This is a genomic window from Thalassococcus sp. (assembly GCF_982780845.1).
Genome location: NZ_CEYADA010000003.1, coordinates 41,456 through 67,203, shown reverse-complemented (window position 1 = coordinate 67,203; position 25,748 = coordinate 41,456). Strand labels below are relative to the sequence as shown.

Below are 25,748 nucleotides of genomic sequence, written 5' to 3'. Positions count from 1 at the left end.
GCGTCAATGTCTGACGAAATGGACGAAATTTGGGAACTCTATGCGGATGACGGGGCGCAAGCCCTGGATGCGATGGAGATGGCCTTGGAAGCCCTTCAGGCGGGGGATGGCGACCAGGCAGAACACATTGGTGCGTTGTTTCGCGCGGTGCACACATTCAAGGGCAACTCGCGTGTACTTGGTCTGAGCACGGTTGAAAGCCGTGCGCACCTTTCGGAAGACCTGATTGGTCTGGTGCGTGACGAAGGCGCGGAACTGACCGAAGAAATCATCGATGTTCTGATTGAATCCGGTGACATCTTACGCGGCATGCTGGACGAAACAGCCGTGTCGCGTGCTGATGTCGCGCCCGAACCGTCCGAACACCTGATGGACCGTCTGCGCGCGGTGATTGCGGTCTGCAAAGGCGAAGAGCCGCCCGCAGCCGCAGCATCTGATGCGCCGGCGGAGGAAAAGGCAGAAGAGACACCTGAACCTGTCGCTGAAGCAGACGACGAAAGTGAAGCGGAAGCAGAAGCCCCGGCGGCTGCTCCGGCGGCGAATGACGCGATGTTCGCGGCTATGGCCAGCCTTAATGATCTGCCTGAACCGTCGGGCGATCGTGATGATGACGACTTTTTCGACGATGATCACGGCGACCGCAGCGAAGAAGAGCTTGCGGAGCCGGAACCCGCACCAGAGCCGGAACCCGAACCAGAACCCGCGCCGGAACCTGAAAAGACCGAAGCGGCGTCAGAGGATGCAGGCGGTGAAGAGGCCGGAAGCGGCCTGACGCGGTTGCTGGATGATCCTGTCTATCTGAAAATCTTTACGGACATGGTGGTTTCGACCATCGATGACCTGTCTTTGATCCGCGATGTGGCGGACGGCGAGGAATTGCCCGAAGGCGCGTTCCCGAAGGCGTCCAGCCTTTGTTACGCGTGTGAACAGCTTGATCTGACCGAGTGGGTGGAAACCCTTCAGGCCTTTGAGGCTAAAAAAAGCGAAGGCGGCACCCTGGCTGACCTGAGCGGCCTGATTGAAAGCCTTCAAAAGTTGAAGGCGGCTGATTTGGGAGGGGACGAGCCCGAACCCGAGGCCGAAGCTGCGGATGCCGCCCCGGCGGGAAGCAACGATACGCTGGAATCGCTGATCAATGACCTGAGCGAGGTTTTCGAAGACCTGCAGCAGTTCACATCCCGCATGGAGGCCGGTCAGACGGTCGAGGCGCAAGAATTCAACGACCTGTCGGACAAAGCCGTAAAGATCGTAACACCTTACGAATTCATTCGCGTCACCGAAGCGGCGATGAATTTTGCCGATGTCAAAAAGCTGAAGGATTTCCGCTCGGTCGAACTCAAGTTCTACGAAGAACTGGCGTCGGTCGAAAGCGTGTTGGACAAAGGTGGTCTGCCAGATGATCTGATGCTGCCGAGCCAGCGTCTGAAAAACTGGTGTTCCGAGCACATCTTCGACACGTTGCGCGATCTGCGGATCGGTTTGGACAGCGGTCACAAAGGCTCTGGTTCGACATGGTTCCCTGAATTCGAACAGCTGATGCGCCGCGCGTTCAACGCTTGTGCGTATTACGAAATCGAAACGGCGTCGCAGTTGACGATGGCGCTGGTCGACCTGTTTGCGCGGACACGTGTGTCGTCGCAAAGCCCGGACGTCATTCTGATCCAGATGGCGCGTGGTTTCGTCGATACGATGGAACTGGTGTTTGACGCCCTGACGCAGGGCGACACGCCGGATATCGCTAAGATCGAAGCGCTGTTTGAAGAAGCGGCCAACGTCAGCTTCCTTGCAAGCGGCGTTGTGACTGCGCGGTCGATCGAACAAAAGCTGGGACTTCCCAAAGAGTTCCACCGTGTTCTTTCGCCGGAAAGTGTGAAGTCGGCCCAGTCGTGTATCGACAACGGCCTGCATTTCTTCATTCTGACCTGCGACCTGAACGAAGACGATAAACTGGCTGAAAACTTCCTCGACTGGATCAGTTCGGGCAAGGCAAAGATGATCACCAACGTGACCGTTTTTGTGGATGACAAGACGATCTTCGACTTCCTGATCGCGGCCCCGATGACAGAAGACATCGTTGCCGAAGCGGTGTCGCACCTTGACCCGTCCGGCAAGAAACTGACGCTGAAGATGGCGCTGGAGGTGGTTGAAGAGGCAACACCCGTCGCTGCGGCGGAAACGGCGGCCTCTGCGGAAGACGCGCAGATTTTCGCATCAGGCGCGATGACGGAAAACCTCAAGCTTCTGGAAGCGGTGGGCGAGATTTCGGCGGCACAGTCGATGATCGGCGCAATGCTGCACAAAGCATCGACGCGGGATCTGTTGTACGAAGTGCAGACCAAAATGGCCGAAGCCGGCCTGCCGGAGCTGCCGCTGCGTGCCCGTGGCGTTCTGCGTGGCGTGTTCGAGGAATACCTGACCGAAATTCAGGCCATCAACGAAGCGGAAGCACAGCTAAGTTCGCAATTGTCCCAGTTGCAGGAAGAAAGCGTATCCATGCGGTCGCGTCCTGCCGAAGTGATCCTGCGCCCCATGCAGACCTTTGTGTCCACCGAGGCGCGCAAATTGGGGTCTAGCGCACAGTTTTCCTACGTGGGCGGCGAATGTTCGCTGGATCAGTTGGTACTGGAAGAAGTGCGTGGCCTGTTAAAGCTGGCGATCTCGGATCGTCTGCGCGCGAAAGAGCCGCCAACCAAGTTCTTCTTGGCCATCGATCGCGAAGAAGACCGCGTTCGTGTCGAAATCACCGACAACGGCAAGGAATGCGCTCTCAGCGACGACTTCAAGGCGGCCAGCCACGAACTGACACGCCGGAAGGGTGTCATGCGCTTTGTGACGCTGCCGAACGGCGGTGTGCGTCTGATGCTGGAAGTTCCGCTGCACACCATCGTGCTGGAAGGCATGGTCGTGAAGATCGGCGATGTGCGTTATGTGCTGCCGATTGAATCGATCCAGCGTATCCATCAGGGCAGCAAAACTGTTCCGATCAAGGCTGCAGGCAACCGGCGGATGCTGGTCGTTGACGACAACGACTATGTGCCGATCCGTGTATTGTCCAGCGCGCGCACGCAGGTCCACAGCAGTGGCCAGCAGCTTTATGTGATCGTCCGCAACAACGCGTCGCGTATGGCGATCCCGGTCGACGAACTTTTGGGTCAGCAGCTGGTGCTTTTGCGTCCGTTGCGTGGTGTTCTGTCCATGGTGCCTGATGTCACTGGCGTGGCAATTCTGTCCGGTGGTGAAATCGGTATGGTTGTGTCCGTCAGCCGGATCGAGGCTGCCGCATAAGCTTAATAGTGCAAGGCATTAAGATTCTGCCGGAATCTGCCGTTTTATAAGCCAGAAGCAGACAAGCCCTAAACGGGAGGTGCCGATATGAACATTGCACTAGCTCGATCACGCTACAAGCAGGCGGCGGCGATTGGCGAGCCGGAGATTCACGATCCTCATGAAGTGATCCACGTAACCTTGCGGGAACTGGAACGGTCCCTTGGTGTCATGGAGCAGCTTCAAAAGGCAGAACGCGCAACGTCCGGGGATCATGCTAACCGGTCCCTGACAGCGATCTATATCCTTCAATCCAGTCTGGATTTTGAAAAGGGCGGAGATTTGGCAACCAACCTGTTCCAAGTCTATGAATACGTTCGCTTTCATGTCCTGAAGGCATGGCGCAACGAAGGCGATGCCGAGCTGGGCCAAGCCAAACTTGCGATCGGTGAAATCCTGTCTGCATGGCAGACAATCGGCGATCAGGTCGGGGAGCGGTCTGAATGAAGAATTGTGTATACCACATGGATCAGGTCGCGCAGGCCGAGCGTCTGCTTGGCTTGTCCGCCCAACTCGTGCAAGCGGCAGAACGTGCCGATCTTGCCCTGTGCGCGCAGCTAGATACGACGATCCGGTCCGCCTGTATGGCGCTGCTGATGGAAAACAGCGCGTCCTATGACGCGGGCACTGAAAAGCTGGCTGCGTTGAAGGCGGCTTTGGAGGCCGTCGAAAAGGCGCGCTCGATCCTGGTCGAAAAGAACGCCGTGGGCGCAAACAACCGCAAGGCAAAGGTTGTCTATCTGAAAACCCAACGCGAAAGCATCAAGGCATGAAACGCGGGCGTGTCTGCCGCACCTGTTTGCGGATACGCCTGTTTATCATGATGGCGTTTCCGCTGATCGCGCTGATTTACTTCCAGCCGGAAGGGGCGCAGAAACTGGCGGCATTGTTGCCCGACGCAGGCACCATCGCCTTCGCTATGATGGTTTTTGGAAGCTTTAGTTTTGTTGTAAAATACGCGGCCTACAAATACGAAACGGGCCGTTCTGAAAAACGCCAGTGACCGCTTAGGCAGCGTCTTCGTCAACAAAGCGGTTGACCCCCACAAAAGCAATCAACAGGTCCAGAAGGCTACGGCGTTCGTGATAAGCGGGCGTGCCTTCGTCGTCGCAGTAGACAGTCTCGATCCCGATAAACGCGGGATCCGCTGCATAGATATCTGCTGTGTCTGAGGGGAGATGTGTTTGCGGCATGGTACGTTCCTTCTTCACTGAAAGACACCATGCAAAGGGTTTGCCAACTGGCTTAGCCGCCAATCATGAACCTGTTGATCAGCACTTCGATCACCGGCGGATCAAGCCCCATATCCATGAATTGCTGATTGATGCTTTCCTTGAACGGTTCTGGAAGCGCCTGACGCAGCGTTTGCCAGCTTTCTCCGGCCTCGGTTTCGGACAAATCCATCACGATCTGCGACAGGGGGGCGATAAAGTCTGTGGGATCGTCTTTGAACATGTCTGCCGTTTTGTGCAGTACCATGTCCGGGATCGCTACGCCGATGTAGATGTTCACGGTGGCCCCGAGGTGGGGAATGGTGGCTTTGACCGAATGCTGGATCGCGATGTATTCGCGGCGAACCTTGGGGGGCTCTTCTACGACGACCTCGGTTTCTTCTTCCTCAAAGGTGCCCAGCGGGTCCATGTCTGGCAGAGACAGCGCTGTGAAAGCCCCATAGGAAAACGCCCCCAGAACCACGATTGCGGGCAGGGTAGCCAGAAAATTCGGGGATTTGATGATCTTGGCAACCATACGGGAATTCTAGCTTTTTTCTGAGTTCCGGTCACCTGTGCAACCGTCATGCCACAATCATCAAAAGATGAGTGTTAAACATCATGTCCCGCCTGACGTTGTAATTGGGGAAGAGGCGCAAACTCGGCATTTTCCTAATCTGGCCGATTGATAGATCCATGAAAAATGAACTGAAAAATGCATTGGTTCCAGCTGTACGCCGCCTGACGGGTGCGTCGGCCAAATCGGCTGCGTCATCACAGCAACCGAGATCCGGTGATTTTCAGCTGGTCCGCCAGCAGGTGCATCTTCAGGACACCAAAAAGGTCGAAAAACACCTTCCGGACATACTTGGCAGAGCACTTGCAAGAGGCTGGATTGACAAGGATTTCCGTGCCGCGCTGACACGCAGCCCGAAACAGTTGTTGGCTGACTATGGCGTTTTTCTACCCGATAATATCGCCGTGCGGACCGAGACGACGCAAAACCAGCGCCAGCGGATCGTTGTCTATGAAACGCAACCGGGCGGACGTCTTCGCAGGTTGCTGTATCTGCAACTGGTGATGATGGCTGGAAAATGAAAAAATCTATCGCGTTACTGGTCGCCCTTGCGGTTCCATCCCTAGTGGCGGCGCAGGCCATGGACAACAACGCAAAATTCGAAAAGGCCCTGTCGGCGGCACGCGATGGCGATGCGGCGACGGCGGTGGTGTTGTTTTCGGATCTGGCCCATCGCAACGATTCAAGCGCCCAGATGAATCTAGCGGTTCTGACGGCCCTCGGGCATGGCACGCCGCAGGATGAAACTGAGGCCTTGTTCTGGGCCTGGCGTGCCCGTTTCGGCGGTGAGAACCGCGCGATCGATCTGACCAAATATCTGTCCCGCCAGCTGCCCGCCAAACAGCGTGCCGCCGTTGCCAAGCGTCTGCTGGAAGAACTAGAAGCGGCAGCCGAGCAGGGGCATCCTGCGTCCTTTCTGGGCATGTGCCGCACCGAGAACGAAGTGCGCGAACCCGCCAAGCCTGTCGCCGCTCTTGCGTGGTGCAGCGTGGCTGCCGCTTTCGAGGTTCAGGGCGCCGCTGTCCTGCGGGACGCATTGGGAATGGAATTGTCTGTGGAAGACAAAACAAAGGCGCAGCTGAACGGCCGCGCCTTGTTTCTGGAATGGTGCAAGCGCGTTCCCGAAGAAACGCGCCCCATTTCATGTCCGGATGTCAGCTAATCCTTAGTGCCGGCGGAACCGACGGATCGCCTGAACTTCCTCCGCGCTGATGCCTGTGGCGCGGCTGATCTCTTTTGACGGTTGGCCACTTTGCGCAAGCGTGATCGCTTGTTCAATGAGGCGTTCGCCAATGAGCCAGTCGAAGTCGACCCGGATCTGATCGAGTTTTGTCGCTGTCGCGGCAAGACCCGTGTCGGGGCGTTCTTCAAGCTTCTTCATGATCAGAGTGCTTAGCTCTTCCATGTCTTCGTCGCGTAGGCCAACCGGCTGGGCCGACAATGCACGCACGCGTAGTGCGAGATATGTAATGGTCGCGACTGCAATTACGAAGCCACTTGCTGCTGCAAGATGGAATAGAGGAAGATAGGTCACTCTTGGTTTTCCCGTTTTTATTCTTAGCTGATCATGTCCGTATAGCCCTCGAAAAGGCTATCGGTGATGGCTTGCGCGTCCACCGGATAACGTCCGGCTTCGATTGCCTCTTTGATCTTGGCCACCAGTTCGAGATCGAACGGAGGGCCTTTCGCTGCAAGGGTTTCACCCACTTGCAAAGAGGCTGCTTGGCTCAAAGTGACGCTATCTGCGTCACCTGCCGGTAAAACCGAGCCTGCACCCGCACCGGCGGGGGAAATGCCCGCGCGGTCTGTAGCATCGGCTTTAACCTGCTGTAACCGCGCACGCGCTGAGAGGGACGTGTTGATAGAATCAACCATTGTTTTAACTCCTAGTACCGTCCGCGTACGTCTTTTGGTGTGTCAATCAACGTCTCGAGTTCAATTCATGTTAGGTCGTACGCGTACTTTATTTCGGTCGTGAACGATGGCCTTGATGACCCGTCCGGACCCTTTGTTTTGTACCTCGATGATGTCTCCATACTGCCCTGATTCCATTGCCAAACCGGCCATTTCGACAGCCAGTCCCGGTATGCTGGATGTTATTGCAACTGGTGTGCCTTTTTCGATCATCCAGCTCATTTCCAGATGCCGGGGCTGAATAATGTTGCCCGCACCAAGATTAATTCGCAGTTTTCGGCCAATAAGTGTGTCCGGCTTGATGAACAAAGTGTCGCTTGTTGCGGCGCTTGTTTCGGCCAGTGCCAAATGCTGCCGCTGCAAAACTGTTCCGCGTTGCAAGCTTTCAGTAAGGGCCACGGCGGTGATCATCGGGCCTGTCACGTCCCTGCTATGCTGGTCTGCTGGCGCGACGGTCATTCCGGGCAGACGGATGCTGCGCTGCCATGATGTTTCGGTGTTGCAGTGCAGCGTTACGGTCCGCCAGTCATTGCCCTTTGGCATGACATCGGGGTTGGTTCCACAGGCGGGGAAGTGACGGTGTTCGGAAACCTGTGGTTGTCCGGACAGGCCCGCTTCGTCCAAAGCCGCCAGAATAAGGTCTGTGACCTCGGTTCCGTTCAATCCGTCCTGCGGATTTGCGGCAGCGGCAGCAGATAGAAACAGGGCGGCTGTCGCAACAAATATGGTGCCAAAGCGGGTCATAATCCGGCCTCGACGAAATAGACCTGACGACCTTCAAAGTCGGACGCTTTGCGCGTCGGATCGATGGACCGCAGAATGGCGCGTCCGGATTTCAGCGAAGAGATTTCCAAAAGGCCAAAGCTGTCGTTCGGGTCGTCCACAAAGGCAAGGCTCGCGCGGCTAAGGCCGTGGCGGCTGCCGATGGGGACGCTCAGCGTTTTGCCATCGCTTTCGATGCGCGCGGATGGTGGAACGCAAGACAGCTGATCCAGCAATGAGGTCAGATCAGCGCGAATGTTTTTAGTCAGTTCATGTTCAAGCGCGCTGCGTGTTCGGCCTGTGATAACCTCGATCGCGCCGCCTTGCGGATAGCGCGCAGTGCGGACAAGTTGTTTGCGCCCCAGAAACCCGTTCGGTTCACTGAAGTGTAGTTCGGTTGTCATCTGGATCAGGCGGCTGGTCGCACCACGGATCACATCAACCTTGATTTCCGTACGCAGCCCATGATCGCCGGGCTGCTTCCCTGCGTGCGTGCCACGTGTCAGCGACATGTAGTCCATATCCGACCCTGTCGCCGATGTCTGACGGACCTGTGCGGGGGCGATCCGGTCAATCGTAGTGCTGGAATGATCATCAAGCACATCAAAGATCGTCAGAGCCACATCGTTTGCCAGCGGAGCGGTCCAAGCCGGTGCTTCGGGGCGGACGGTGATCTTGGGTTCATAGGCCGTCAAGACAAGCTGGCGGCGACCAGCGCAGGCTGATTTCGGAATCGGGCCAACAAGTGCGCGCACGTTAACTGTCCAAAGCCCCTTGTGCAGCCGCGCCCCTTGCATTTCGTATTTCAGTATTTTGCCAGCCGGACGCAGGATCATCAGATCGGCCGTGATCCGGCCCATGCGCATCGCGCTGTGCCCGCGCAGGGTTGATCCGCCAGCCAGCGCCGCTGATATCAGCGCATCGCCCAACGCACGCGTGCGCGCAGTGTCTTTATCGGCGGCCCCTGACACAAAGGCATGGCCGGTTGCATTTACCCAAACGCCTTCGGTCTCAGCGGCCTCCGCACTGCGGATGAAACCTGCCCAGATGACGATCAGAGCCAAAGCTGCAATGCGTAGGGCGACTTGGGCTGTGCGGGCAGGGGCCATGGATCAGACCCCGAGTTTGGCTGCGCGGAGGATGTAGCGCACCGTATCGGCATCCAGCGACAAGACCACCTCAAAGCTGTCGGCGTCCTTGGGCGTGATACGCACGGTGCGTGCCCCGCGAATTTCGCCTTGGACGATGGCACGGATGCGGTCGTCTGTCATGGTGGCATCACGTAGCGATGTCTCGGACGTCAGGCGGATACCGTGGATTTGTTCTGTCAGGTCACGCAGGGCTTCGAGCCGCGCCGCGCGAATGGCCATCAGGCGCTTTTCATTCAGCGTGCCGCCGGGCTGGCCGGAAATCTGTGAAAACCCGTGACCGGTGATCCGGACAGGGAAGACGGATGGCGCCTCGATCACGGGCATCAGGGCCTTGCTGTTCAGGGCGTTAATGTCGTCCTTGATCTGCGCGATGGCGGCGGTGCGTTCGTCCGGTTCTGGCGGCAGGGCTTTGACGGCCTGAGTGGTGGTGCAGGCCTGAACCATCAAGGCGGCCCCGCAGAAGGTTAGGGCGGTTGTTTTGCGGAAGCGTGGAAAGGGCAAGATCTGGTCCTCGTTCGCGGGATTTCGGTTTCACGACCAAGAGGGGCAAAGATCGTGCCACGTGAGATGCCCGCACGCCCTGCGCGCGCGAGGCTGATACGCCTGCGACTGGCATAGTTTTTGCAAACCTACCTCGACTGATTGCCCCAAGGAGATGGGCCTTATGGTTTGGCAAATTTGGCCGAGGTACACGCAATGATTGCCGCAGAGGGTATGACACGCGGCGAAAAGTTCGGCGGAGCACTGCTTCCGCTGGGGCTTTTGGCGATTGTGGCCATGATGGTTCTACCCCTGCCGGTGGCGCTGTTGGACATGTTCTTTGTCTTCAACATCATGCTGTCGCTGCTGGTCCTGATGGTGGCGATGCATTCTTTTCGGCCATTGGATTTTTCCAGTTTTCCCAGTGTGTTGCTGATCGCAACGACCTTGCGACTTGCCCTGAACGTGGCATCGACGCGGATCGTTCTGACCGAAGGGCACACCGGGTCTGCTGCTGCGGGCAAGGTGATTGAGGCTTTCGGTAACTTTGTTATCGCGGGCAACTTTGCCGTCGGGATCGTGGTGTTCGCGATCCTTGTGATCATCAACCTTGTGGTGATCACCAAGGGCGCGGGCCGTGTGTCCGAAGTCTCTGCCCGTTTCACACTGGATGCGATGCCCGGCAAACAGATGGCCATCGATGCCGATTTGAACGCCGGAATTTTGACACCTGATGAGGCCCGCAAGCGACGGTCAGACGTCGCCGAAGAGGCGGATTTCTACGGTGCGATGGATGGTGCGTCGAAATTTGTGAAGGGCGACGCGGTCGCTGGTATCCTAATTCTGGTCGCCAACATCGTCGGTGGCATCATCATCGGGACAAGCCAGTTCGGCCTCACCTTCGGCGATGCAGCCGAGGTTTATGTGCTGCTGTCCATCGGTGACGGTCTGGTCGCGCAAATCCCGTCGCTCATGCTGTCGATTGCCACAGCGATCCTTGTGACGCGTGTTTCGTCGACCCATGACATGGCGGCGCACATCGGATCGCAGATCGGTCTGTCCCGCGCTTGGGTGCCGGTTGCCGCTGTGATGGGCATTCTGGGTCTGATCCCCGGCATGCCGAACATGGTCTTTCTGGTGTTTGCCGTCGCTGCCGCTGCCATCGCCTGGGTGTCCCACAGATTGATCCCAGCAGGCGAAGAGGACGTGTACGCTGCTCCGTCGGGACCAGCCGGTGCTTTGGTCAAAGGCAAGGGCGGGTCATCCGACAGCACGAAAGAACCCGGTGTCATCACGCCGGACGATGTGACCGACTATGCTGCCGTGTCGATCCAGATCGGTTTCGGCCTGATCCCATTGATCCAAGAAAGCGAAGGCGGTGCCTTGGTCTCGCGTATCACCGGCATCCGCCGCGAGGTGTCGCGGGCGATGGGCTTTGTCATTCCCGGCGTGCGTATCCGTGACGATGCCTCGTTGCAATCAAACCAGTACCGCATCCGGATCGGCCAGTCGATCGTCGGCGAAGACGTGGTCTACCCCGACCGCAAGCTTGCGCTGCCGGGGGCCAATTCGACGCGAAAGCTACGCGGGATTGAGGTGAAGGATCCGTCTTTCGGGATGGATGCCGTCTGGATTCTGCCGCACCAACAGTCCGAGGCAGAAGCCGACGACCATGTTGTTGTGGAGCCCGACAGTGTTCTGGCAACGCATCTTAGCCAGATGCTTTATGCCCATGCGGATCAATTGATCGGATCTGACGGGGTTCAGAACCTTGTCGATGCCCTGTCCGAGGTCAGCCCGACATTGGTCGAGGCTGTGGTGCCAAGGCTGGTGCCGCTCCATATTCTGACCGCTGTCATGCGACATCTTTTGTCCGAGCGGATTCCGGTGGGTGATCTTCCCCGTATTCTGGAACGTCTGGCGGAACTGTCCGGCCGCACGAATGATCCCAAGGAAATGGCTGAAGCCCTGCGCGCCAGTCTTGTGCCGCAGCTATTGCAGCAGATCGTGCCGCTAAAAGAGGCGGTGCCGATCATCACGCTTGCCCCTGATCTGGAAGAGTTGCTGATGCGGTCGCAGGCGAAAGAGATCGGCCTTGTGATCGAACAGGGCCTGACCGAACGGATCGTCCAAGGCATCAATCAGGCAACCGAGGAACTTGCCGCGATGGGCAAACAGCCCGTTGTCGTGGTGTCCGCGCTGTTGCGGTCGTTGTTTGCGTCCTTCCTTAAAAGCCATGGCGCAGATGCCATCGTGTTGGCGGTGAATGAACTGCCGGACAACCGCCGGATCGACATTGTCGCATCGCTAGGCGGGGCGAACCAACTGCCGCCGGGTAACGGAGGGGCCGTCTGATGTCTGTTGTGACTGTCCGAGCCCATGACACCGTCGAAGCCATGGAAATGGTGGCCCAAAAACTCGGGCCTGACGCGCTGATCCTGTCGTGCAAAAGCAAGAACGGCATGATCGAAATCGTGGCGTCCGACAGTCCGATCGATGTGGCGAATGTTCCGTCAAAGCCGGTCGAAAAACCGGCTGAAATAGCCGAGGTCACCGCTCCTCCGGCGCCTGAGGTGACTGGTGGGGTTGTCGATATCGAAATCGCCGAAAATGCCCCGCGACGGGCGTCTTTTGCGGATCAGTTCAAATCACAGACCATGGCCACGCCGAGCAAGGGCATGTTGGACATCGACATGGTGCTCAATGCTCCCCGCGTCGTTCTGGTTGGGCCTGCGGGGGCGGGCAAATCCCTTGTCGCTACACAACTGGCGGCAGCCATGCTGGACGTCAGCGAAGCGCGAAGTCTTCGGTTTGGATACTGCGGTTCGGGTTCGCATTCGGATGCTGCCTATCTGGCGCAAAAGGCCAAGCTGTTGGGCATCGACCTGACCTTTGCCGATCCGCGCAATTTCTCGGGGGTGCGTCGCGGGCACACCGATATTGTCGTTGTTTCCGGCAAGGGTGCGGAAGGGCCGCTTCAGGCCGCAGCACTTGGCGTTCCCATGGGTGCGCGCACTGTTCTGGTCCTGCCGGCAGGCCTGCGGGCAGATCGCATTTCCTACGAAATCAAACGCTGGGCCGCGCCCGATATGGGCGTGATTTTCACATGCGAGCCCGCTTTTCCGCCAGATGGCAAGGATTTTGAAGCAGTGGCCCAAGCAGGCGTTACGCGGCTTTGGACAAGCTTCAATGATCGCATCCTCGCCGGGCTGATTACTGCGACTGAGGCAACTGCCTCAAAGGCCGCGATGCCGGTCTCTGACATTCAGGGAGAGAACACATGATAGCGCCGAGAAACTACGGAGAACAGGCGCCAGCACCGGACAAGCTGGTCGAGGACAACATGCACCTCGTCCAACGCTTGGCGTGGCATTATCAGGGTCGTGTCGGCAAATTCGCCGAGATCGAGGACCTGATGCAGGCAGGCTATCTGGGTCTTGTGGATGCCAGCCAGCGCTACAGCACGCGCGAAGGCGTCACCTTTGCTGCCTATGCCGCGATCCGTATTCGTGGGTCTATCGTGGATCTGCTGCGCCGGAATTCCAACCTGTGCCGGTCTACGATCAGCATGCGCCAGCGCATTTCCAAAGTCCGGCTTGATCTGGAACATTCCTTGGGTCGCGCGCCATTGATCGAGGAAGTGGCCGAAGCGATGCAAATGACCCTGACGGAATTGCAGGACTGGGAGGCCAAGTTTCAGGTCAACCAACTGCAATCTCTGGACGAGGTCTATACAGACCATTCCCTTCTGTTCCGTGATCAGGGCGAGCTTCCAGAAGACAAGCTGGAACAGAACCAGTTGAAGGTCCACCTGCGCGAGTCGATCAAGGATTTGCCGGAACGCGAGGCTCTGGTTCTTCAGCTTTATTACGTTGAGGAGCTGAACGTGTACGAGATTGCCGCTGTGCTGGATGTTACAACAGGACGCGTGTCACAGATCAAAAAGGCGGCCATCCTGAGGCTGAAGGATCTGTTGCAGGAACGATTGGCTTAACCCCCGTGCCTTAGGCTAGGGCCTTAGTGCGGGGGGTGATCCATGATCGCCGGGCGGATACCCGCATCGTGGGGCGCTTTTAGAACTTCTGTCGCAACCTTCTGTATTTCAAGCAAACAGCTTTTCAGACTATCCAGCATGCCTTTGGCATCCTCTTCGCGGTTTTGCCGCAAGGCAACCTCGGTCGCTTTCAGGGACGAACTTAGCTTTGTCCAGCCGATGAAGCCGGTCGGACCTACCGCGTGATGGATCACATCAGCGCTGTTGTCTGTCAGGGTTTCCAACGCATCAATCGCCTTTTGAACGTCTGACACCGTTTCCGTGACAAGCTGTACGGCCATGTCTTCACCGACCATTCCGCACAGTTGGTCAAAGTCAAAGCTGCCTTCCGGTTCGGGTGTCTGGTTCACGACTCTTGGCTCCTCATCTTCTTCATCGGACATGATATCTTCGATTTGTCGAAGCGCGTCCGTTAGCTGCTTCTGTGACACAGGTTTGCCAAGAATAGAATCCATGCCGTCACGCAAGAATTCATCAGGAACCACCGCATCGACAAGCGCTGTAATACCCATGATATAGGAATTCACGGATTTACCGCTTTGTCGGATGCGTCTGGTCGCCTCGCGCCCATCCATAACCGGCATGCTGACATCCATCATGATGATGTCAAAATGCGCGGTCGCTGCCAGATCAACGGCTTGGCGTCCGTTGGTGGCCGTAGAAATCTTGTGTCCCTGCCGCTTTAGCATTTCCGAGATAAGCCGCAGGTTAACCTGATTGTCGTCGACGATCAGGATGTTGCGCGGCGTTGGTGCGCGCATGGTGACCGGCGTTAACGTCGGTTGGGGCCGTTCCGCATCGGCGGTGACCAGTTCAAGCGACAGCGAGAAACAGAAGGTGCTGCCTTTGCCGACTTCGCTTTCAAGGCTGAGCTTGCCGCCCATACGGTCAACAGCAATTTTGGCGATGGGCAGGCCAAGTCCGTTTCCGCTGTCCGCGGAAAGTTCACCAGGATTGACGGTTTCAAAGAACTGGAAAATGCGGCGCTGGTCTTCTTCCGAGATACCGGGGCCCGTATCAGAAACTTCCACGTCCAGACGCACGACGTCATTTCCGGTCGGAACAAAGAACAGGGACACGTCAATGTTGCCGTTATGGGTGAACTTGCTTGCGTTGGTCGCAAGGTTCGTGACGGCCCGTGTGAAGGATCCGGGATAGCCGTAATACTTCTGTTCGGCGTCCGTTCCGGTGACGTGCAGTTCAATGGCGTTGCCGCGTTCTTCCGCAAGCGGAGTGATGTCGCGGACAATCGAGCGGACGATTTCCGTCGGCGAGAAGAAGTCACGCGCTTCTTTGCTTTCCCCTTGGCGGGTGATTTCCAGAACGTCATTCACCTGCGCCAGCGTCCGCTGGCTGCATTCCATGGCGGTGCGGATCAGTTCGCGGTTGGAATCGTCCAGCTTGTCCATTTCGACCAGCTCCAGCGACGCGATCAGACCGTGCAGGGGGGTGCGCATTTCGTGGCTCATCGAGGCCAGGAACGTGCTTTTGGCGGCAGCATGGCGGCGCGCTTCGATCAGAGCGGCCTTCATTTTGTTCTCGGCCGCGACCTGATCCGAGATGTCGCGAACAAAGGAAATCAGGATCGGGTTTCCGCCAAAGTCGTTGTCGACGGTGCTGGAAAACTCGACCGGAAACTCTTCTCCATTCGACCGTGTGGCGTATGTCCGGTGCGGGCTGGCGCTATCCGAAATCTGAATTTTGCCCTCAACCAGCCGTTTCAGGCGGCGACGGTGCGATTGGCGCAGGCGCGGCGGCACCATGATATTTTCGATCAGCTTTCCGCACATGTCGTTTGTTGTCATGCGGAACATGCGTTCGGCGGCGGCATTGCAAAGAATGATCTGACCGTCGAGGTTCGAAACGATCACGGCGTTCAAAGAAGCCTCATAGGCTTTGGTCACCATGGTCGCGGCGCGGGCAACCTGGGCTGTGCGGGTTTCCAGATCACGCCACAAGCGGAACGCCAGAAAGGCCGACAGGGCGGTAACGGTTCCCAACAGCAAGGTTTTGACAAGGAACTGCAACATGAGTTCCCGTTCGTCCTGTCGACGCTCTTGTTCGGTTCTGACAGCAAAGGCGATTGTATCAATGGACAGATCCCGAACAGGCTGCCTTAGGTCTTTGATCCGCTCCAAGATCGGGGACCAGTCCGAGACGGCCAAAGACTGGGTTTCATCGTAAAGTTCGGTCAGCGCGGTTCGCGCGTTGATCAACTCTGCCAGCCTAGACTGCAGATGTTCAGGTGCCTCATTTAGCGCGAGTTTGCTGCTGACCACATCGATCCGGCTGTAGAACACATCGAATTCCCGCTTTGCGAGCTGCAACTGGCCTTTATCGATCAGTCCATCAGTGGCATCGGTGATCGCGCTTTGCAGCGTGATCTGCGCATCAAGGTGATCAACACGCAGGTGGGCGACGCCCCAGCCAAGGTTGTCACTGTCAGCCGCGCGAATGTCTGCAACACGGTCCTGAAGATTGATCGCTGTGGTAATGAGGGCACTGCAGGTGAGGATAAGAAGTCCAAGCAACGCCAAGGCGGTCACCTTGCGGGCGCTTGGTCCTAACCCGAATATCCTTTCTCTGAGTGGCTGCGGGGGCATAAGCTTAACCGTTCACAAAAGTGAACGAGGCAAAGCGTTGCTCTTGGCACCAGTTCTGTTGTGGGCACGAACTGATGGATCGCTGGGTCGTCTGAGGTTTCGAAGAGGAACGGCGAACCGTTTCCATTGTATGCCCGTAAGGCAAAACATTTGCCAAAAGTGAAAATAGCATGCCTAACTCCGACACCAAGCAACTCTACTAAGAACGCCCACGAACGCCCACGCGTTACTGCGATATTAGATCATTACATCAGTCGCGAAGATTTCTTTATGTATCGAAAGATATGGACATGTATCTTTGTGATGTTATCTTGACCAAAGAGAGAATAGTTTCGCTTTTATCCGGTTACCGCTTTCGATTGTGGTGAATAAAGTAATTATGTCGGTTCGCTTTTGTGATTTTCGAAGTCTTAAGGCGCGAACAGTAGCGAAGTTATTCTTTTGAGGAAGCGTCACGGGCAAGTGAACAAAATGCAAGATCATATGATAAACGGAACGGACGGGTCGACGGATCCAGTTCTGAGCGTACTCATCGCCGATGACCATCGGCTTCTCGGCGAGGCTGTCGCGAACCTCCTGCGCTCTGGCGCTGGATATTCGGTTCGTTTGACGGGGGGGCTTGATGAAACGCTCGTCGCATTGGCGGACAGCACTTACGATATTATTCTTTTGGATTTGAAGATGCCTGGCATGGTGGGATTGGCCAGCGTTAAAACCGTTGTGGAAAAATCCGGCGACGCAAAGGTCGTTCTTTTCACAGGGCAGGTTGATCGTCATTTCTTGAATAGTGCGCTTGAATTGGGCGTTAAGGGTCTAATTCCGAAAACGATGCCGTTGCAGTCATTGATCAGCGTAATCCAGTTGATTGACTCCGGGCAGATTTTTGTTCCGATGAACGAATTGAATAGCAGCGGCCAAACGGACGCGGGTGGTGGCGCGGAACTGACAGAAAAAGAACATTTCGTTCTGCGTCTGGCGGCAGATGGTCTGACCAACAAAGAGATCGCGCGCGACATGGGCTCGACCGAAGTGACCGTCAAAATGCATATGCGTGCAGTTTGTAAGAAACTCGGCGCTCGGAACCGGGCGCACGCCGCTATCATCAGCCGAGAGCGCGCTCTGCTGTAAATAACTGAAAATTAATGTGAAAAGACGGGTGCATGAAAGTGCGCCCGTTTTTTCATTTTTGTCGATAGTTATTGAATTAACTCACTTTAGATAATTGCGATTATATCAAAGATATATGGTGTGTAATTTCGTATAAATCGGCAATTCGTTTCTAAAATAGAAACTCTTGGCACCTAGGTTGCAGAGCTTTCTCCATCACATGCAAAGATGGTGGGAAAGATGTCTCTGCTTATTAAGGGTGAAAATAAGTCGAATTGTTGTTTCGGTTTTAAGGCCGAAATAAGTGCGACACAAAATCGCCTTAATCAATATCAAATTATTTCCTTATTTCCGCGATTTTGTTTTCTGGCGGGTTGGGGAAACACCCAATCCATTAATTCAAAAAAATCCAAATTATTTATTCAGCAGGAGTGCGTGCAATGACACTTCTGACGAGTTCCGGTTTTATTGGCGAAGAAGCAACGTCTGATCTTTTTGGCGGCAACGTTTTGGCCACCCGTGCCACGATGACGGGCGAAGGCTCTTATGCAGAACTGATCGACGATCTGGGATCCACCGTGTTGCGGTACCCGGGCGGGTCGCTGACCGAATCCTATTTTGACCTAAGCAACCCCGACAGTTCGGTCGTCTATGATCCGGACACCGGCGAAGCGCGCGAATTTATCCCGATTTCGGAGTTCATGGAGTACGCCGCAGAGAATGGCCACGAGGTCGTTCTGGTGATCCCCACACGCACGCAGCTGTCGGACGAGCCGGATGATTCCGGCAACCGCGTTCCCGAGATTGATGAGGACGCCCTCCGCCAGTTCGTCAACGACGTCGTCACCGGTGTTTACGGTGATGCGGATATCGCGGCGTTCGAACTTGGCAACGAATATTGGGGTTCGGGCGAGATGAATTCGTTCGAATACGGCGCGCTGGCTTCCGAGATGAGCGTCATCATTGATGATGAGCTTGCCAAACTGGCCGGAACATATCCCGAAGCGGACGACATCGAAATCGTCGCGCAGGTTGGTACGAACTTTAATTACGCAAAACTGAGCACGGAGTATCAGGGCTGGGACGCGGAAGATGTCATTGACGATATCAACGCAACCAACGGACTGGATCTGGATTATTCGGCGATTGGCAATTCCGGCAATATCAACTGGACCAAGCTGGCAAACCAGATCATCACATCGCAGTTCGACACTCCGGAAGAGATCGAAGCACTCGATGGCGTTGTCGCGCACGTCTACACAAAAGGCCCCGAACTGGCAGGGCAACGGTCCTATCAGTTGGACACCATTCAGGAAAACTGGATCGAGACTTTCGAAGATCTCGAAATCTATGTCACGGAATGGAATGCCTCTGGGGCGACATCGGCGTTGGATGGGACCGAGGACTACGGCCTGTATCAAGCGCATGAAATGCTGAACATCGTCGAAGAGATGATGCTGGCCGGCGTCGACGTGGCGAACGTCTGGCCGCTTTTGCAGAACACAGACAACGCGCTGAGCTATGGGCAGGACTATTCGGAACTGACCGCGCCGGGCGAAATGTTCCGCATGATGGCCGAAACGCTTCCTGGTAAGCGTCTGATCGATCTTGAACCCGAAGACAATGACGCGACCGAAACATCCGTTGGTGGTATCGACGCGCATGCGTTTTATGGTGACGGCGATCTGGTTTTCTACTTCGCCTCTACAGGTCAGTCGGCCACGTCTGAAGACATCGACGTTAGCAACTTTGTTGAAAGCTCTGCGGCGATCAAGATCACCGTTCTGGGCGTCGCTGACGGAGAAGCCGCCGGCAACTCGCGTTCAGACGCGGAAGTGCGCGAAGTCGATCCCGCGACCATATTCGAAGATGGAACCCTGACCGTCACGCTAAACCCGGGCGAGGTCATGCAGGTCGTCTTTGACGATATCGTCCCCGCAGACGGTTTTATCGAAGATGGTGCTGATCTTTTGCTGGAGCCGGTCGATACCGATGTTGTCGTCACCGATGCAGATGCGCGTCCTTTCACCTTTACGCGCACGGATGAGCAGGAAGACAACTCCGGTGATACGTCCGAGCCTACGACATCAGAGTTTCCGCTGCCCACAGTTGAGCTGACGGATGAGTTCATCGCCGAAAATGATCCTGAAGCTGGCGGCGAAAACCAGAAAGCTTTGGATCAGGATTCCGGCGATGACGGTGACGGCGGCGACGCAGGTGGATTGGGCGGGCTGCTGCTTCTTCTGCCGTTGCTGTTGCTGGGCGGTCTTTAAGCGAGGACCTAGCGTAGGCTGGCCAAAAGGGTCAGCGACGGTTCGCCAGTCACCGCAACGCCGATTGACCGTTGATAGGCGCTGATAGCCGCTTGGGATTTGGTGCCCAGCACGCCATCTGCCACGCCGGCGTCGAACCCACGCGCCGTTAGAAGGCGCTGAAGCTCTTTCCGGTCATTGATTGTCAGGCCCTTGCGGTCAGGCGGAAATGCTTTGCTAAGCGGCCCTGCGCCATTGATACGGTCCGACAGATAGCCAATCCCGATGCCGTAGTTCTCGGAATTGTTGTAGCGCAGGATGGCGTTGAAGTTGCTGAACACCAGAAAAGCCGGAGCATTCGGGCCTTGGGGCAACAACAGCGCGGCCGATCCATGGTCGAGCAGGGTGCCGCCCGTCGCGGTTCTGACCCCCAGATCCCGCCACGATGCGACTGACCGTTTATTGCCGCGACCTGCAAGGCCGGTGCTGAAACCGGCGGGCAGAGTCACCTCAAGCCCCCACGGCTGGCCTGACCGCCAACCCGATTTGGCCAGATAGGCCGCTGCGGATGCCAGTGCGTCGGTCGGATCGTCCGACCAGATGTCGCGGCGCCCATCGCCACGGAAATCAACGGCGTAGGCCTCGAATGTGGTGGGGATAAACTGGGTGTGGCCCATCGCGCCTGCCCAACTGCCTGTCAGGTTGGCCGCGCTGACGTCGCGCCGGGCCAGAATGCGCAGTGCTGCCATCAACTGTTTTTCAAAGAACGCACCGCGGCGGCCATCGTAGGCCAGCGTCGAGACGGCTGAGATTACCGGAATATCCCCGCGTCGCGCGCCATAGTTGCTTTCCATCCCCCAGACCGCTGCGACAACATTTGCGGGCACACCGTAGCGCCGTTCGATTTCGCCAAGGATGCCCGAAAACGCGGCCCGTTTTCTGCGCCCTTCGGCGACTTTGGTGTCGTTGGCCACGATGGCAAGATAATCCTCAAGCGATCGTTTGGTTTCGGTCTGGTTGCGATCCCGTTCGACAACGCCGGGCAGGAAGCCTGCGCCTTGGAACGCTGTGCGCAACGTGGCGTCGGAAATGCCGCGACTGCGTGCACGCGTCTGAAACGCCTGAACCCAGCGGTCATACGCCGGATTGCGTTGGGGAAGGAATTCGGGGGGCAGGCCTGAACGGCTGGTGGAAATGGCGCTGTGGGGCGATGCGCAGCCGGCTAGTCCGGCGGCAGGGAGGGCTGCGATAAGCCAGCGACGGGAAAACTGCATGTGAAAAGCCTCAGATCAATGTTTTTGCGATGGTGCACGTGATTCAGACAACTCTCAAGGGGAGCTTTTGCTCCCGATTTGCACCGAAATTTTATAATTTTTTGAATCACTATATCTTTAGATAGTAGAGTTTCCCTAAGGAGCGCTTTCCTTAAACCTGTTGTGTGATGCAGACTTAGGAAGAAGACACTGGTAGTCCCCATCCAGAAGCCCCCGTTGTTCAGAACTTTTGGACTGAATGGCGGGGGATTTTTTTGTTTTGGGCATGCCTGAGACAAAAGCCCTTTTGCGTCATCCGGCCTAAGTCTGGTATGGGTCGAAAAAGTTTAAAGTAGACCAGTATGACTTCTAACTCCGATTCCAGTGCACAATTCCCCGACGACGGCGCACCCAAAAACGTGCGCTCGGCCGCCATTGCGTCCGAGCTTGAGGCCGAGATTGTCATGGGCACTATCCCTGCAGGGGCGCGACTGGATGAGCAAAGCCTGACCAAACGCTTTGGCGTGTCGCGCACGCCCATCCGCGAAGCGCTGCATACGCTGGTCGCACGATCCTTGGCAGAACGCGTGCCCTATCGCGGGGTGATTGTGGTGAACATTACGCGCGACCGGATCGAAGAGATGTTCGAAGCCATGGGCGAGGTTGAGGCGCTCTGCGGCCAGTTTGCGGCCGAACGGATGAGCATCGGAGATCGCGGCAAACTTGAAGCCTTGCATGCACGGATGGGCGAGATTGCGAAGTCGGGCGATACGACTGAATACTCTGCGCTGAATACCGAATTTCACGGCATGATCTATAAGGGTACCCAGAACCGTGACATCGCCGAACTGGCCGACCAACTTCGGCTGAAGCTTGCACCGTTTCGGAAAAAGCAGCTGCAATCCAAAGAACGTGTCATGCAGTCCTGCATCGAACATCAGGCAATCGTCGAAGCGATCATCGAACGCGATACACGCGCAGCATCCAAGGCGCTGCGCCGCCATTTGACGATTGCGGCACAAGAAGTGCTGTCGACGATACCCGCTTAACCGCCGGTTTTTATCCCAGTGCGGACATCAACATCCGGATCGCAGTAATGGCAAGGAACGCGGCGAACACGCGCTTGATCCACTTGGTATCAACCGAATGCGCGATCTTTGCGCCCAAGGGTGCAAAGCCGACAGTGAAGGGCAGGATCACCAAGGCCGCTGCGATGTTGACGTATCCCAAGGACAGCGGCGGTCGGCCTGAGAGGCCCCAGCCCGCGTAGATGAACCCCAAAACTGCAGGCACAGCGATCAGAAAGCCAAAGGCCGATGCAGTGCCCACAGCGCGGCGTACCTCGACCGAGAAACCCACCAGCAAGGGCACAGACAGTGTTCCGCCTCCGATCCCCATCAGGGCGGAAAACACGCCTGTGACGTAGGAAATCACCCCGTTGACCAAGCGGCTGGCGGGGAGGTCATCGCGGATGACCAGGGTCTTGGGCGTTGCCATGTTGATCGCCACCAATAGCGCCAAACCGCCGAAAATCACCTTGAGCCCGTCGGCATTGATGTATTTTGCAGCAAGCCCGCCGCTGAGCGCGCCAAGAACGATGCCGGGTGCCCATAGCTTCAACAGTGACCGGTCCACCGACCCGCGTTTGTCATGTGCGCGCGCAGACGAGATCGAGGTGAAGATGATGGTGGCCAGAGACGTGGCAACGGCCATATGCATCGAGAGTTCGGGTGGGAAATTGGTGATCGACAGCACCCAGAACAGAACAGGCACCAGAACGATGCCGCCACCGACCCCCAAAAGGCCCGCAAGAATGCCAGCGATGATGGCCGTGCCGATCACTCCGGCAAGGATGAGCAATAGGTCAGTCAGAGCGAAGTCGAGCATAGGAACACTGGTACTGTTGAAGATATCGGTTGGTGTTTGGTGGTTTTCACAAGAACGGGCAAGGGCCCATTGCGTGTGAAAGTGTCGCAAACCGCACGGATTGTCGACAATAAAAGAAAATTTACCAATCTTGTCGACATTAATTTCTTGAAAAATTCAGTGCCGACGTAACTTTTTAGGTGAACCTATCCGAACGGTCACAACACATATTTGTCGGGTGCCGTTATATTGAGCAAGACGGCAACATACCGCAGGCACTCCGATCACGACCATGAGCCGACATAGACCTAGAGGCATGGAAGATGCCCGGATCTCGCATTCGCGGGCATCCGTTCGTGTTGCCTTGCCCTTGGCGATCCTCTGGATTGCCCTTGGATTGTTTTTGAAGTCCTGGGCCGTTGTGGCCGCAGCAGCACTGGTCGGGCTAGGCTTTACATCAGGCATGATCCTGCACCGGATGAACGCCCATACCCTTGCCCGGATCACGTGGTTTCTGATCGCCAATGTTGGGGCCTTTTGGGCGACCTTTCTGGTGCATCCGATGGGCTACATCAGCTTTATGTTTGCCCCTGCCTGCGCGATGCCGTTCCTGATGTTTTCGTTGGGACGTGACAGGAATACTGTCATCTCGCTTGTTTGCGTGCCGATCACGTTCTGGTTCGTCGGCTGGTACACCGATTACAGTCTGTACGACAGTTTCGTCATCGGGGAAGAGCAGGCCAGAACGATCATCGCGCCTTTGTCGGCGATGACGGTGTTTATCTTGGTGATGATCGAAATGAGCTATTTTGCTTCTGTTTTCTCAAGCTATTCGCGCGGATTGGCCGTCGCCCGTAGGCGTGCTGTTGTGTCGAGCGAGGCAAAGTCAGCCTTCCTTCGTTCGATGAGCCACGAGCTGAAAACACCTTTGAACGCCATCATCGGGTTTTCGGACCTGACCCAGCAAGACGCCGAGCACGGACGCGAGATCAGCCCCAAAGCCTTGGCTGAGCGGATGGAAATGGTGCGTCAGGCAGGCGGCCAGATCGCCGATATGGTCGAAAACATGCTGGCCTTTGCATCACTCACCAACGAGGCGTCCGAGGACGAACTTCAGCCCGTCGATACCACCCAGATCATTTCTGCCCAGATCGCCAAGCTATTGCCCAAAGCAGAGGCTAAAGATTTGGACGTCAGTTGCGATTTCGACCGGACACAAAAGGTTCTTGCCGATCCGGACCGGCTTGGCGAGGTCGTCAAGCAACTGCTGTCCAACGGCATCAAATTCGCCCCCGAGGGTGGCTGGGTCCATGTGACCGCGCATCTGGTCGATGAAAAATGCCTGAGGCTGATGTTTATCGATTCAGGGGCTGGCTTTGATGAAAATGACGTGGTCCGCGCGTTCCGTCCTTTTGAAAGGCTGTCTGCGGAAAACGGGACCATCTCGGGCGCAGGGGTAGGTCTGGCTATCGTGCGCACCCATGTGCGTGCCATGCACGGACGCGTCGGCATCGAAAAGGACGCCTACGGTAAATACGCCGTCTGGATTGAACTGCCGATAGCCACCGAGAAGGCCAGCTGAGGCATCAGTCTGCGTTCTTGTTTGCATCCGGCCAGTGGCGGTGGATGTTGTCGATGACGTAGGCGTGCGAGTGTCTTACGCCGCTTTCAAGATGCGGGTGGTCTGGCGGCAGGTGCGTGTGTTGGTGGGGCACGTCGACAGGATCGGCAGCGGGCCAGACGATCATCGCAATCACAAGCCCGAGAACCGTCAGGCCAGCCAGTACCAACAGCGCAGGCACCGTGCCGAATTCCGTCATCAGCCAGCCTGACAAAGGATAGGTTCCCAACCAGCATGCATGACTAAGCGCGAACTGCGCGGCAAACAGGGCAGGGCGGTCTTCTGCATGTGCAGAACGGCGAAGCAGACGTCCGGCGGGTGTTTGAACCGTGGAATAGCCCAAGCCAACGATCAGCCATGCCAACAACAAAACAGGCCAGTTCAACCCGTTTGCAAGGATGTAGCTGGTCAAAGACAGCAGCGCGACAATCATGATCACGGCGCCAGTCATCATCGCGGTGCGATCAGCGATAAATTTCAGAAGTTTCGGTATCACAAGTGCGGCGATCATGGACCCAGCGCCAAAGGCAAACAGGGTCCATGCCAATGCGCTTTCACCCAAACCCAGTTGAGAACGGACAAGAACGACTGAATTGATCAGCACCATCGCACCTGCTGCGGCGACAGACAGGTTCAACCCCAACAGCCCGCGAAGGCGTGGCGTCGACAAATAAATGCGAATTCCGCTGAACGTCCGCGCATAAACGCTTTTTTCGGTCGAAGGCTTCGGGCTGGGAAGCACCACGGACAAAACTAGAAAGGCCGAGGCAATGAACCCGATTGCGGTGCCCCAGAACAACGATCCCGAACTCATCAACGTCAGAAGAAGTGCCGCGAGTGTCGGAGATATGATGTTTTCAAGGTCATAAGCCAGTCGCGACATCGACAGCGCGTTCGTGTACTGCTCTTCATCCGGAAGAACGTCGGGGATGGTCGCCTGAAATATCGGGGTAAACACGGCCGACGCGGATTGTAGGAAAATGATCAGGATGTAGACCTGCCATACCTCGGTTACAAAAGGCAGACAAACGGCGGCGGCGGCGCGGATCAGGTTCAGAACCACCAGCAATTTGCGTCGTTCAAACCGTCCCGCAAAGGCACCTGCGACCGGAGCGATCGTGACGTAGACCACCATTTTCAGCGTCAGGATGGTCGCCAGAACCATGGCCGCGCTTTCACCGGCCAGATCAAATGCAAGTAACCCCAAGGCGACGGTGGCAAGGCCCGTGCCCAAAAGCGCGACCAACTGAGCGAGGAAGAGATGCCGGTAGGATCGTTCTTTCAGGATTTCGAGCATTAGGGATCCGTGAGGTAGGTGATGTGTATCCTCATGATTGGACGCCTCCCAAGCGCTCGCGTCAAGGTGGATTGCTTGTCCGTTCAGACGGGTCCCCTTCAATAGCCGTAATTCCAGTTCAGTGTGCTGCGCCACTAGCCGATCTGATGTGTGGGTGCGGCAGGTAGAATCATACCATCTTCATCGTTCTGTGTTTCGCGTGAATGTAGAGGTTGTTAATAGGTGTTTACAATCCTGGGGTGTGCATCTTCTGACCCAGCTCCTGATCAATCCCAA

The 25,748-nt window shown here is 56.5% G+C and carries 24 protein-coding genes; 13 read left to right on the top strand and 11 right to left on the bottom strand.

Annotated features, from left to right (window positions below):
* The first annotated feature begins 6 nt into the window (after positions 1-6).
* From AC4FIA_RS04410 to AC4FIA_RS04395, 4 genes are all read left to right on the top strand, one after another.
* Positions 7-3,285, top strand: coding sequence for an Hpt domain-containing protein (locus AC4FIA_RS04410; protein ID WP_490364873.1), 3,279 nt, complete (start codon positions 7-9; stop codon positions 3,283-3,285).
* Positions 3,286-3,372: 87 nt separating this feature from the next.
* Positions 3,373-3,771 carry a flagellar export chaperone FliS gene (locus tag AC4FIA_RS04405; protein ID WP_490364872.1) on the top strand — a complete coding sequence of 133 codons (399 nt, stop codon included), beginning with the start codon at positions 3,373-3,375 and terminating at the stop codon, positions 3,769-3,771.
* Positions 3,768-4,097, top strand: coding sequence for a hypothetical protein (locus AC4FIA_RS04400; protein WP_146064491.1), 330 nt, complete (start codon positions 3,768-3,770; stop codon positions 4,095-4,097). Before AC4FIA_RS04405 ends, AC4FIA_RS04400 begins: the two co-directional genes overlap by 4 nt.
* Positions 4,094-4,327, top strand: a complete 234-nt coding sequence (locus AC4FIA_RS04395; protein ID WP_488049714.1) for a hypothetical protein — start codon at positions 4,094-4,096, stop codon at positions 4,325-4,327. The genes AC4FIA_RS04400 and AC4FIA_RS04395 overlap by 4 nt, the downstream gene beginning before the upstream one ends.
* A 4-nt stretch (positions 4,328-4,331) precedes the next feature.
* On the opposite strand, the gene AC4FIA_RS04390 is transcribed toward AC4FIA_RS04395, so the two are convergent.
* Together AC4FIA_RS04390 and AC4FIA_RS04385 are read right to left on the bottom strand one after the other, a co-directional pair.
* A complete protein-coding gene (locus tag AC4FIA_RS04390) occupies positions 4,332-4,517 on the bottom strand; it encodes a hypothetical protein (RefSeq protein ID WP_490364871.1) in 186 nt (61 codons plus the stop codon).
* Positions 4,518-4,569: 52 nt separating this feature from the next.
* Entirely contained in the window at positions 4,570-5,073 is a 504-nt protein-coding gene (locus AC4FIA_RS04385) for a hypothetical protein (protein ID WP_490364870.1), read from the bottom strand.
* A gap of 158 nt (positions 5,074-5,231) precedes the next feature.
* Between AC4FIA_RS04385 and AC4FIA_RS04380 the strand changes: the two genes are divergently transcribed.
* The gene (locus AC4FIA_RS04380) at positions 5,232-5,633 is read left to right on the top strand and encodes a hypothetical protein (protein ID WP_103908479.1); all 402 of its coding nucleotides are present in this window, start codon (positions 5,232-5,234) and stop codon (positions 5,631-5,633) included.
* On the top strand, positions 5,630-6,274 hold the full coding sequence (locus AC4FIA_RS04375; protein ID WP_490364869.1) for a hypothetical protein: 645 nt from the start codon (positions 5,630-5,632) through the stop codon (positions 6,272-6,274). Before AC4FIA_RS04380 ends, AC4FIA_RS04375 begins: the two co-directional genes overlap by 4 nt.
* Before the next feature lie 3 nt (positions 6,275-6,277).
* Here AC4FIA_RS04375 and AC4FIA_RS04370 read toward each other — a convergent pair whose 3' ends face one another.
* Genes AC4FIA_RS04370 through AC4FIA_RS04350 form a run of 5 tightly spaced genes read right to left on the bottom strand, consistent with a single transcriptional unit; the run spans position 6,278 to position 9,440 of the window.
* Complete coding sequence (locus AC4FIA_RS04370; RefSeq protein ID WP_103908477.1) at positions 6,278-6,646, bottom strand: hypothetical protein; 369 nt, start codon at positions 6,644-6,646, stop codon at positions 6,278-6,280.
* 23 nt (positions 6,647-6,669) lie between these two features.
* Entirely contained in the window at positions 6,670-6,987 is a 318-nt protein-coding gene (gene flgM, locus AC4FIA_RS04365; RefSeq protein ID WP_103908476.1) for a flagellar biosynthesis anti-sigma factor FlgM, read from the bottom strand.
* Positions 6,988-7,047: 60 nt separating this feature from the next.
* Positions 7,048-7,770, bottom strand: coding sequence for a flagellar basal body P-ring formation chaperone FlgA (gene flgA, locus AC4FIA_RS04360; RefSeq protein WP_490364868.1), 723 nt, complete (start codon positions 7,768-7,770; stop codon positions 7,048-7,050).
* A complete protein-coding gene (locus AC4FIA_RS04355; RefSeq protein ID WP_490364867.1) occupies positions 7,767-8,897 on the bottom strand; it encodes a hypothetical protein in 1,131 nt (376 codons plus the stop codon). The genes flgA and AC4FIA_RS04355 overlap by 4 nt, the downstream gene beginning before the upstream one ends.
* A 3-nt stretch (positions 8,898-8,900) precedes the next feature.
* Positions 8,901-9,440: an LPP20 family lipoprotein gene (locus AC4FIA_RS04350; RefSeq protein WP_490364866.1), complete on the bottom strand. Its 540-nt coding sequence runs from the start codon at positions 9,438-9,440 to the stop codon at positions 8,901-8,903.
* A gap of 195 nt (positions 9,441-9,635) precedes the next feature.
* Here AC4FIA_RS04350 and flhA point away from each other — a divergent pair, with 195 nt between their 5' ends.
* From flhA to AC4FIA_RS04335, 3 genes are read left to right on the top strand one after another with little or no spacing between them, the layout of a single operon-like run.
* Entirely contained in the window at positions 9,636-11,774 is a 2,139-nt protein-coding gene (gene flhA / locus AC4FIA_RS04345) for a flagellar biosynthesis protein FlhA (RefSeq protein ID WP_490364865.1), read from the top strand.
* Positions 11,774-12,703 carry a hypothetical protein gene (locus AC4FIA_RS04340; RefSeq protein WP_490364864.1) on the top strand — a complete coding sequence of 310 codons (930 nt, stop codon included), beginning with the start codon at positions 11,774-11,776 and terminating at the stop codon, positions 12,701-12,703. Before flhA ends, AC4FIA_RS04340 begins: the two co-directional genes overlap by 1 nt.
* A complete protein-coding gene (locus AC4FIA_RS04335; protein WP_488049707.1) occupies positions 12,700-13,413 on the top strand; it encodes a sigma-70 family RNA polymerase sigma factor in 714 nt (237 codons plus the stop codon). Before AC4FIA_RS04340 ends, AC4FIA_RS04335 begins: the two co-directional genes overlap by 4 nt.
* A gap of 23 nt (positions 13,414-13,436) precedes the next feature.
* Here AC4FIA_RS04335 and AC4FIA_RS04330 read toward each other — a convergent pair whose 3' ends face one another.
* Positions 13,437-16,010: a response regulator gene (locus AC4FIA_RS04330; RefSeq protein ID WP_490364863.1), complete on the bottom strand. Its 2,574-nt coding sequence runs from the start codon at positions 16,008-16,010 to the stop codon at positions 13,437-13,439.
* Between the two features lie 549 nt (positions 16,011-16,559).
* On the opposite strand from AC4FIA_RS04330, the gene AC4FIA_RS04325 reads away from it, so the two are divergent.
* Both AC4FIA_RS04325 and AC4FIA_RS04320 read left to right on the top strand, forming a co-directional pair.
* The gene (locus tag AC4FIA_RS04325; protein WP_234994645.1) at positions 16,560-17,204 is read left to right on the top strand and encodes a response regulator; all 645 of its coding nucleotides are present in this window, start codon (positions 16,560-16,562) and stop codon (positions 17,202-17,204) included.
* A gap of 419 nt (positions 17,205-17,623) precedes the next feature.
* Complete coding sequence (locus tag AC4FIA_RS04320) at positions 17,624-19,456, top strand: type I secretion protein (protein ID WP_490364862.1); 1,833 nt, start codon at positions 17,624-17,626, stop codon at positions 19,454-19,456.
* A gap of 8 nt (positions 19,457-19,464) precedes the next feature.
* Here AC4FIA_RS04320 and AC4FIA_RS04315 read toward each other — a convergent pair whose 3' ends face one another.
* Positions 19,465-20,709, bottom strand: coding sequence for a lytic murein transglycosylase (locus AC4FIA_RS04315; RefSeq protein ID WP_490364861.1), 1,245 nt, complete (start codon positions 20,707-20,709; stop codon positions 19,465-19,467).
* Positions 20,710-21,050: 341 nt separating this feature from the next.
* Here AC4FIA_RS04315 and AC4FIA_RS04310 point away from each other — a divergent pair, with 341 nt between their 5' ends.
* A complete protein-coding gene (locus AC4FIA_RS04310) occupies positions 21,051-21,737 on the top strand; it encodes a GntR family transcriptional regulator (RefSeq protein WP_488049702.1) in 687 nt (228 codons plus the stop codon).
* Positions 21,738-21,747: 10 nt separating this feature from the next.
* Here AC4FIA_RS04310 and AC4FIA_RS04305 read toward each other — a convergent pair whose 3' ends face one another.
* Positions 21,748-22,575, bottom strand: a complete 828-nt coding sequence (locus tag AC4FIA_RS04305) for a sulfite exporter TauE/SafE family protein (RefSeq protein ID WP_490364860.1) — start codon at positions 22,573-22,575, stop codon at positions 21,748-21,750.
* A gap of 295 nt (positions 22,576-22,870) precedes the next feature.
* Here AC4FIA_RS04305 and AC4FIA_RS04300 point away from each other — a divergent pair, with 295 nt between their 5' ends.
* On the top strand, positions 22,871-24,136 hold the full coding sequence (locus AC4FIA_RS04300; protein ID WP_490364859.1) for a sensor histidine kinase: 1,266 nt from the start codon (positions 22,871-22,873) through the stop codon (positions 24,134-24,136).
* A gap of 4 nt (positions 24,137-24,140) precedes the next feature.
* Here AC4FIA_RS04300 and AC4FIA_RS04295 read toward each other — a convergent pair whose 3' ends face one another.
* The gene (locus AC4FIA_RS04295) at positions 24,141-25,472 is read right to left on the bottom strand and encodes an MFS transporter (RefSeq protein ID WP_490364858.1); all 1,332 of its coding nucleotides are present in this window, start codon (positions 25,470-25,472) and stop codon (positions 24,141-24,143) included.
* Positions 25,473-25,748: the final 276 nt, after the last annotated feature.

What these genes read in the sequence shown, in the direction of transcription:
- AC4FIA_RS04325 (WP_234994645.1), top strand. Translation starts at nt 16,560, where the DNA reads ATGATAAACGGAACGGACGGGTCGACGGATCCAGTTCTGAGCGTACTC.
- AC4FIA_RS04395 (WP_488049714.1), top strand. Translation starts at nt 4,094, where the DNA reads ATGAAACGCGGGCGTGTCTGCCGCACCTGTTTGCGGATACGCCTGTTT.
- AC4FIA_RS04310 (WP_488049702.1), top strand. Translation starts at nt 21,051, where the DNA reads ATGACTTCTAACTCCGATTCCAGTGCACAATTCCCCGACGACGGCGCA.
- AC4FIA_RS04295 (WP_490364858.1), bottom strand. Translation starts at nt 25,472, where the DNA reads ATGCTCGAAATCCTGAAAGAACGATCCTACCGGCATCTCTTCCTCGCT.
- AC4FIA_RS04305 (WP_490364860.1), bottom strand. Translation starts at nt 22,575, where the DNA reads ATGCTCGACTTCGCTCTGACTGACCTATTGCTCATCCTTGCCGGAGTG.
- AC4FIA_RS04335 (WP_488049707.1), top strand. Translation starts at nt 12,700, where the DNA reads ATGATAGCGCCGAGAAACTACGGAGAACAGGCGCCAGCACCGGACAAG.
- AC4FIA_RS04405 (WP_490364872.1), top strand. Translation starts at nt 3,373, where the DNA reads ATGAACATTGCACTAGCTCGATCACGCTACAAGCAGGCGGCGGCGATT.
- AC4FIA_RS04315 (WP_490364861.1), bottom strand. Translation starts at nt 20,709, where the DNA reads ATGCAGTTTTCCCGTCGCTGGCTTATCGCAGCCCTCCCTGCCGCCGGA.
- AC4FIA_RS04300 (WP_490364859.1), top strand. Translation starts at nt 22,871, where the DNA reads ATGGAAGATGCCCGGATCTCGCATTCGCGGGCATCCGTTCGTGTTGCC.
- AC4FIA_RS04400 (WP_146064491.1), top strand. Translation starts at nt 3,768, where the DNA reads ATGAAGAATTGTGTATACCACATGGATCAGGTCGCGCAGGCCGAGCGT.
- flhA (WP_490364865.1), top strand. Translation starts at nt 9,636, where the DNA reads ATGATTGCCGCAGAGGGTATGACACGCGGCGAAAAGTTCGGCGGAGCA.
- flgA (WP_490364868.1), bottom strand. Translation starts at nt 7,770, where the DNA reads ATGACCCGCTTTGGCACCATATTTGTTGCGACAGCCGCCCTGTTTCTA.
- AC4FIA_RS04380 (WP_103908479.1), top strand. Translation starts at nt 5,232, where the DNA reads ATGAAAAATGAACTGAAAAATGCATTGGTTCCAGCTGTACGCCGCCTG.
- AC4FIA_RS04375 (WP_490364869.1), top strand. Translation starts at nt 5,630, where the DNA reads ATGAAAAAATCTATCGCGTTACTGGTCGCCCTTGCGGTTCCATCCCTA.
- AC4FIA_RS04390 (WP_490364871.1), bottom strand. Translation starts at nt 4,517, where the DNA reads ATGCCGCAAACACATCTCCCCTCAGACACAGCAGATATCTATGCAGCG.
- flgM (WP_103908476.1), bottom strand. Translation starts at nt 6,987, where the DNA reads ATGGTTGATTCTATCAACACGTCCCTCTCAGCGCGTGCGCGGTTACAG.
- AC4FIA_RS04410 (WP_490364873.1), top strand. Translation starts at nt 7, where the DNA reads ATGTCTGACGAAATGGACGAAATTTGGGAACTCTATGCGGATGACGGG.
- AC4FIA_RS04355 (WP_490364867.1), bottom strand. Translation starts at nt 8,897, where the DNA reads ATGGCCCCTGCCCGCACAGCCCAAGTCGCCCTACGCATTGCAGCTTTG.
- AC4FIA_RS04385 (WP_490364870.1), bottom strand. Translation starts at nt 5,073, where the DNA reads ATGGTTGCCAAGATCATCAAATCCCCGAATTTTCTGGCTACCCTGCCC.
- AC4FIA_RS04340 (WP_490364864.1), top strand. Translation starts at nt 11,774, where the DNA reads ATGTCTGTTGTGACTGTCCGAGCCCATGACACCGTCGAAGCCATGGAA.
- AC4FIA_RS04320 (WP_490364862.1), top strand. Translation starts at nt 17,624, where the DNA reads ATGACACTTCTGACGAGTTCCGGTTTTATTGGCGAAGAAGCAACGTCT.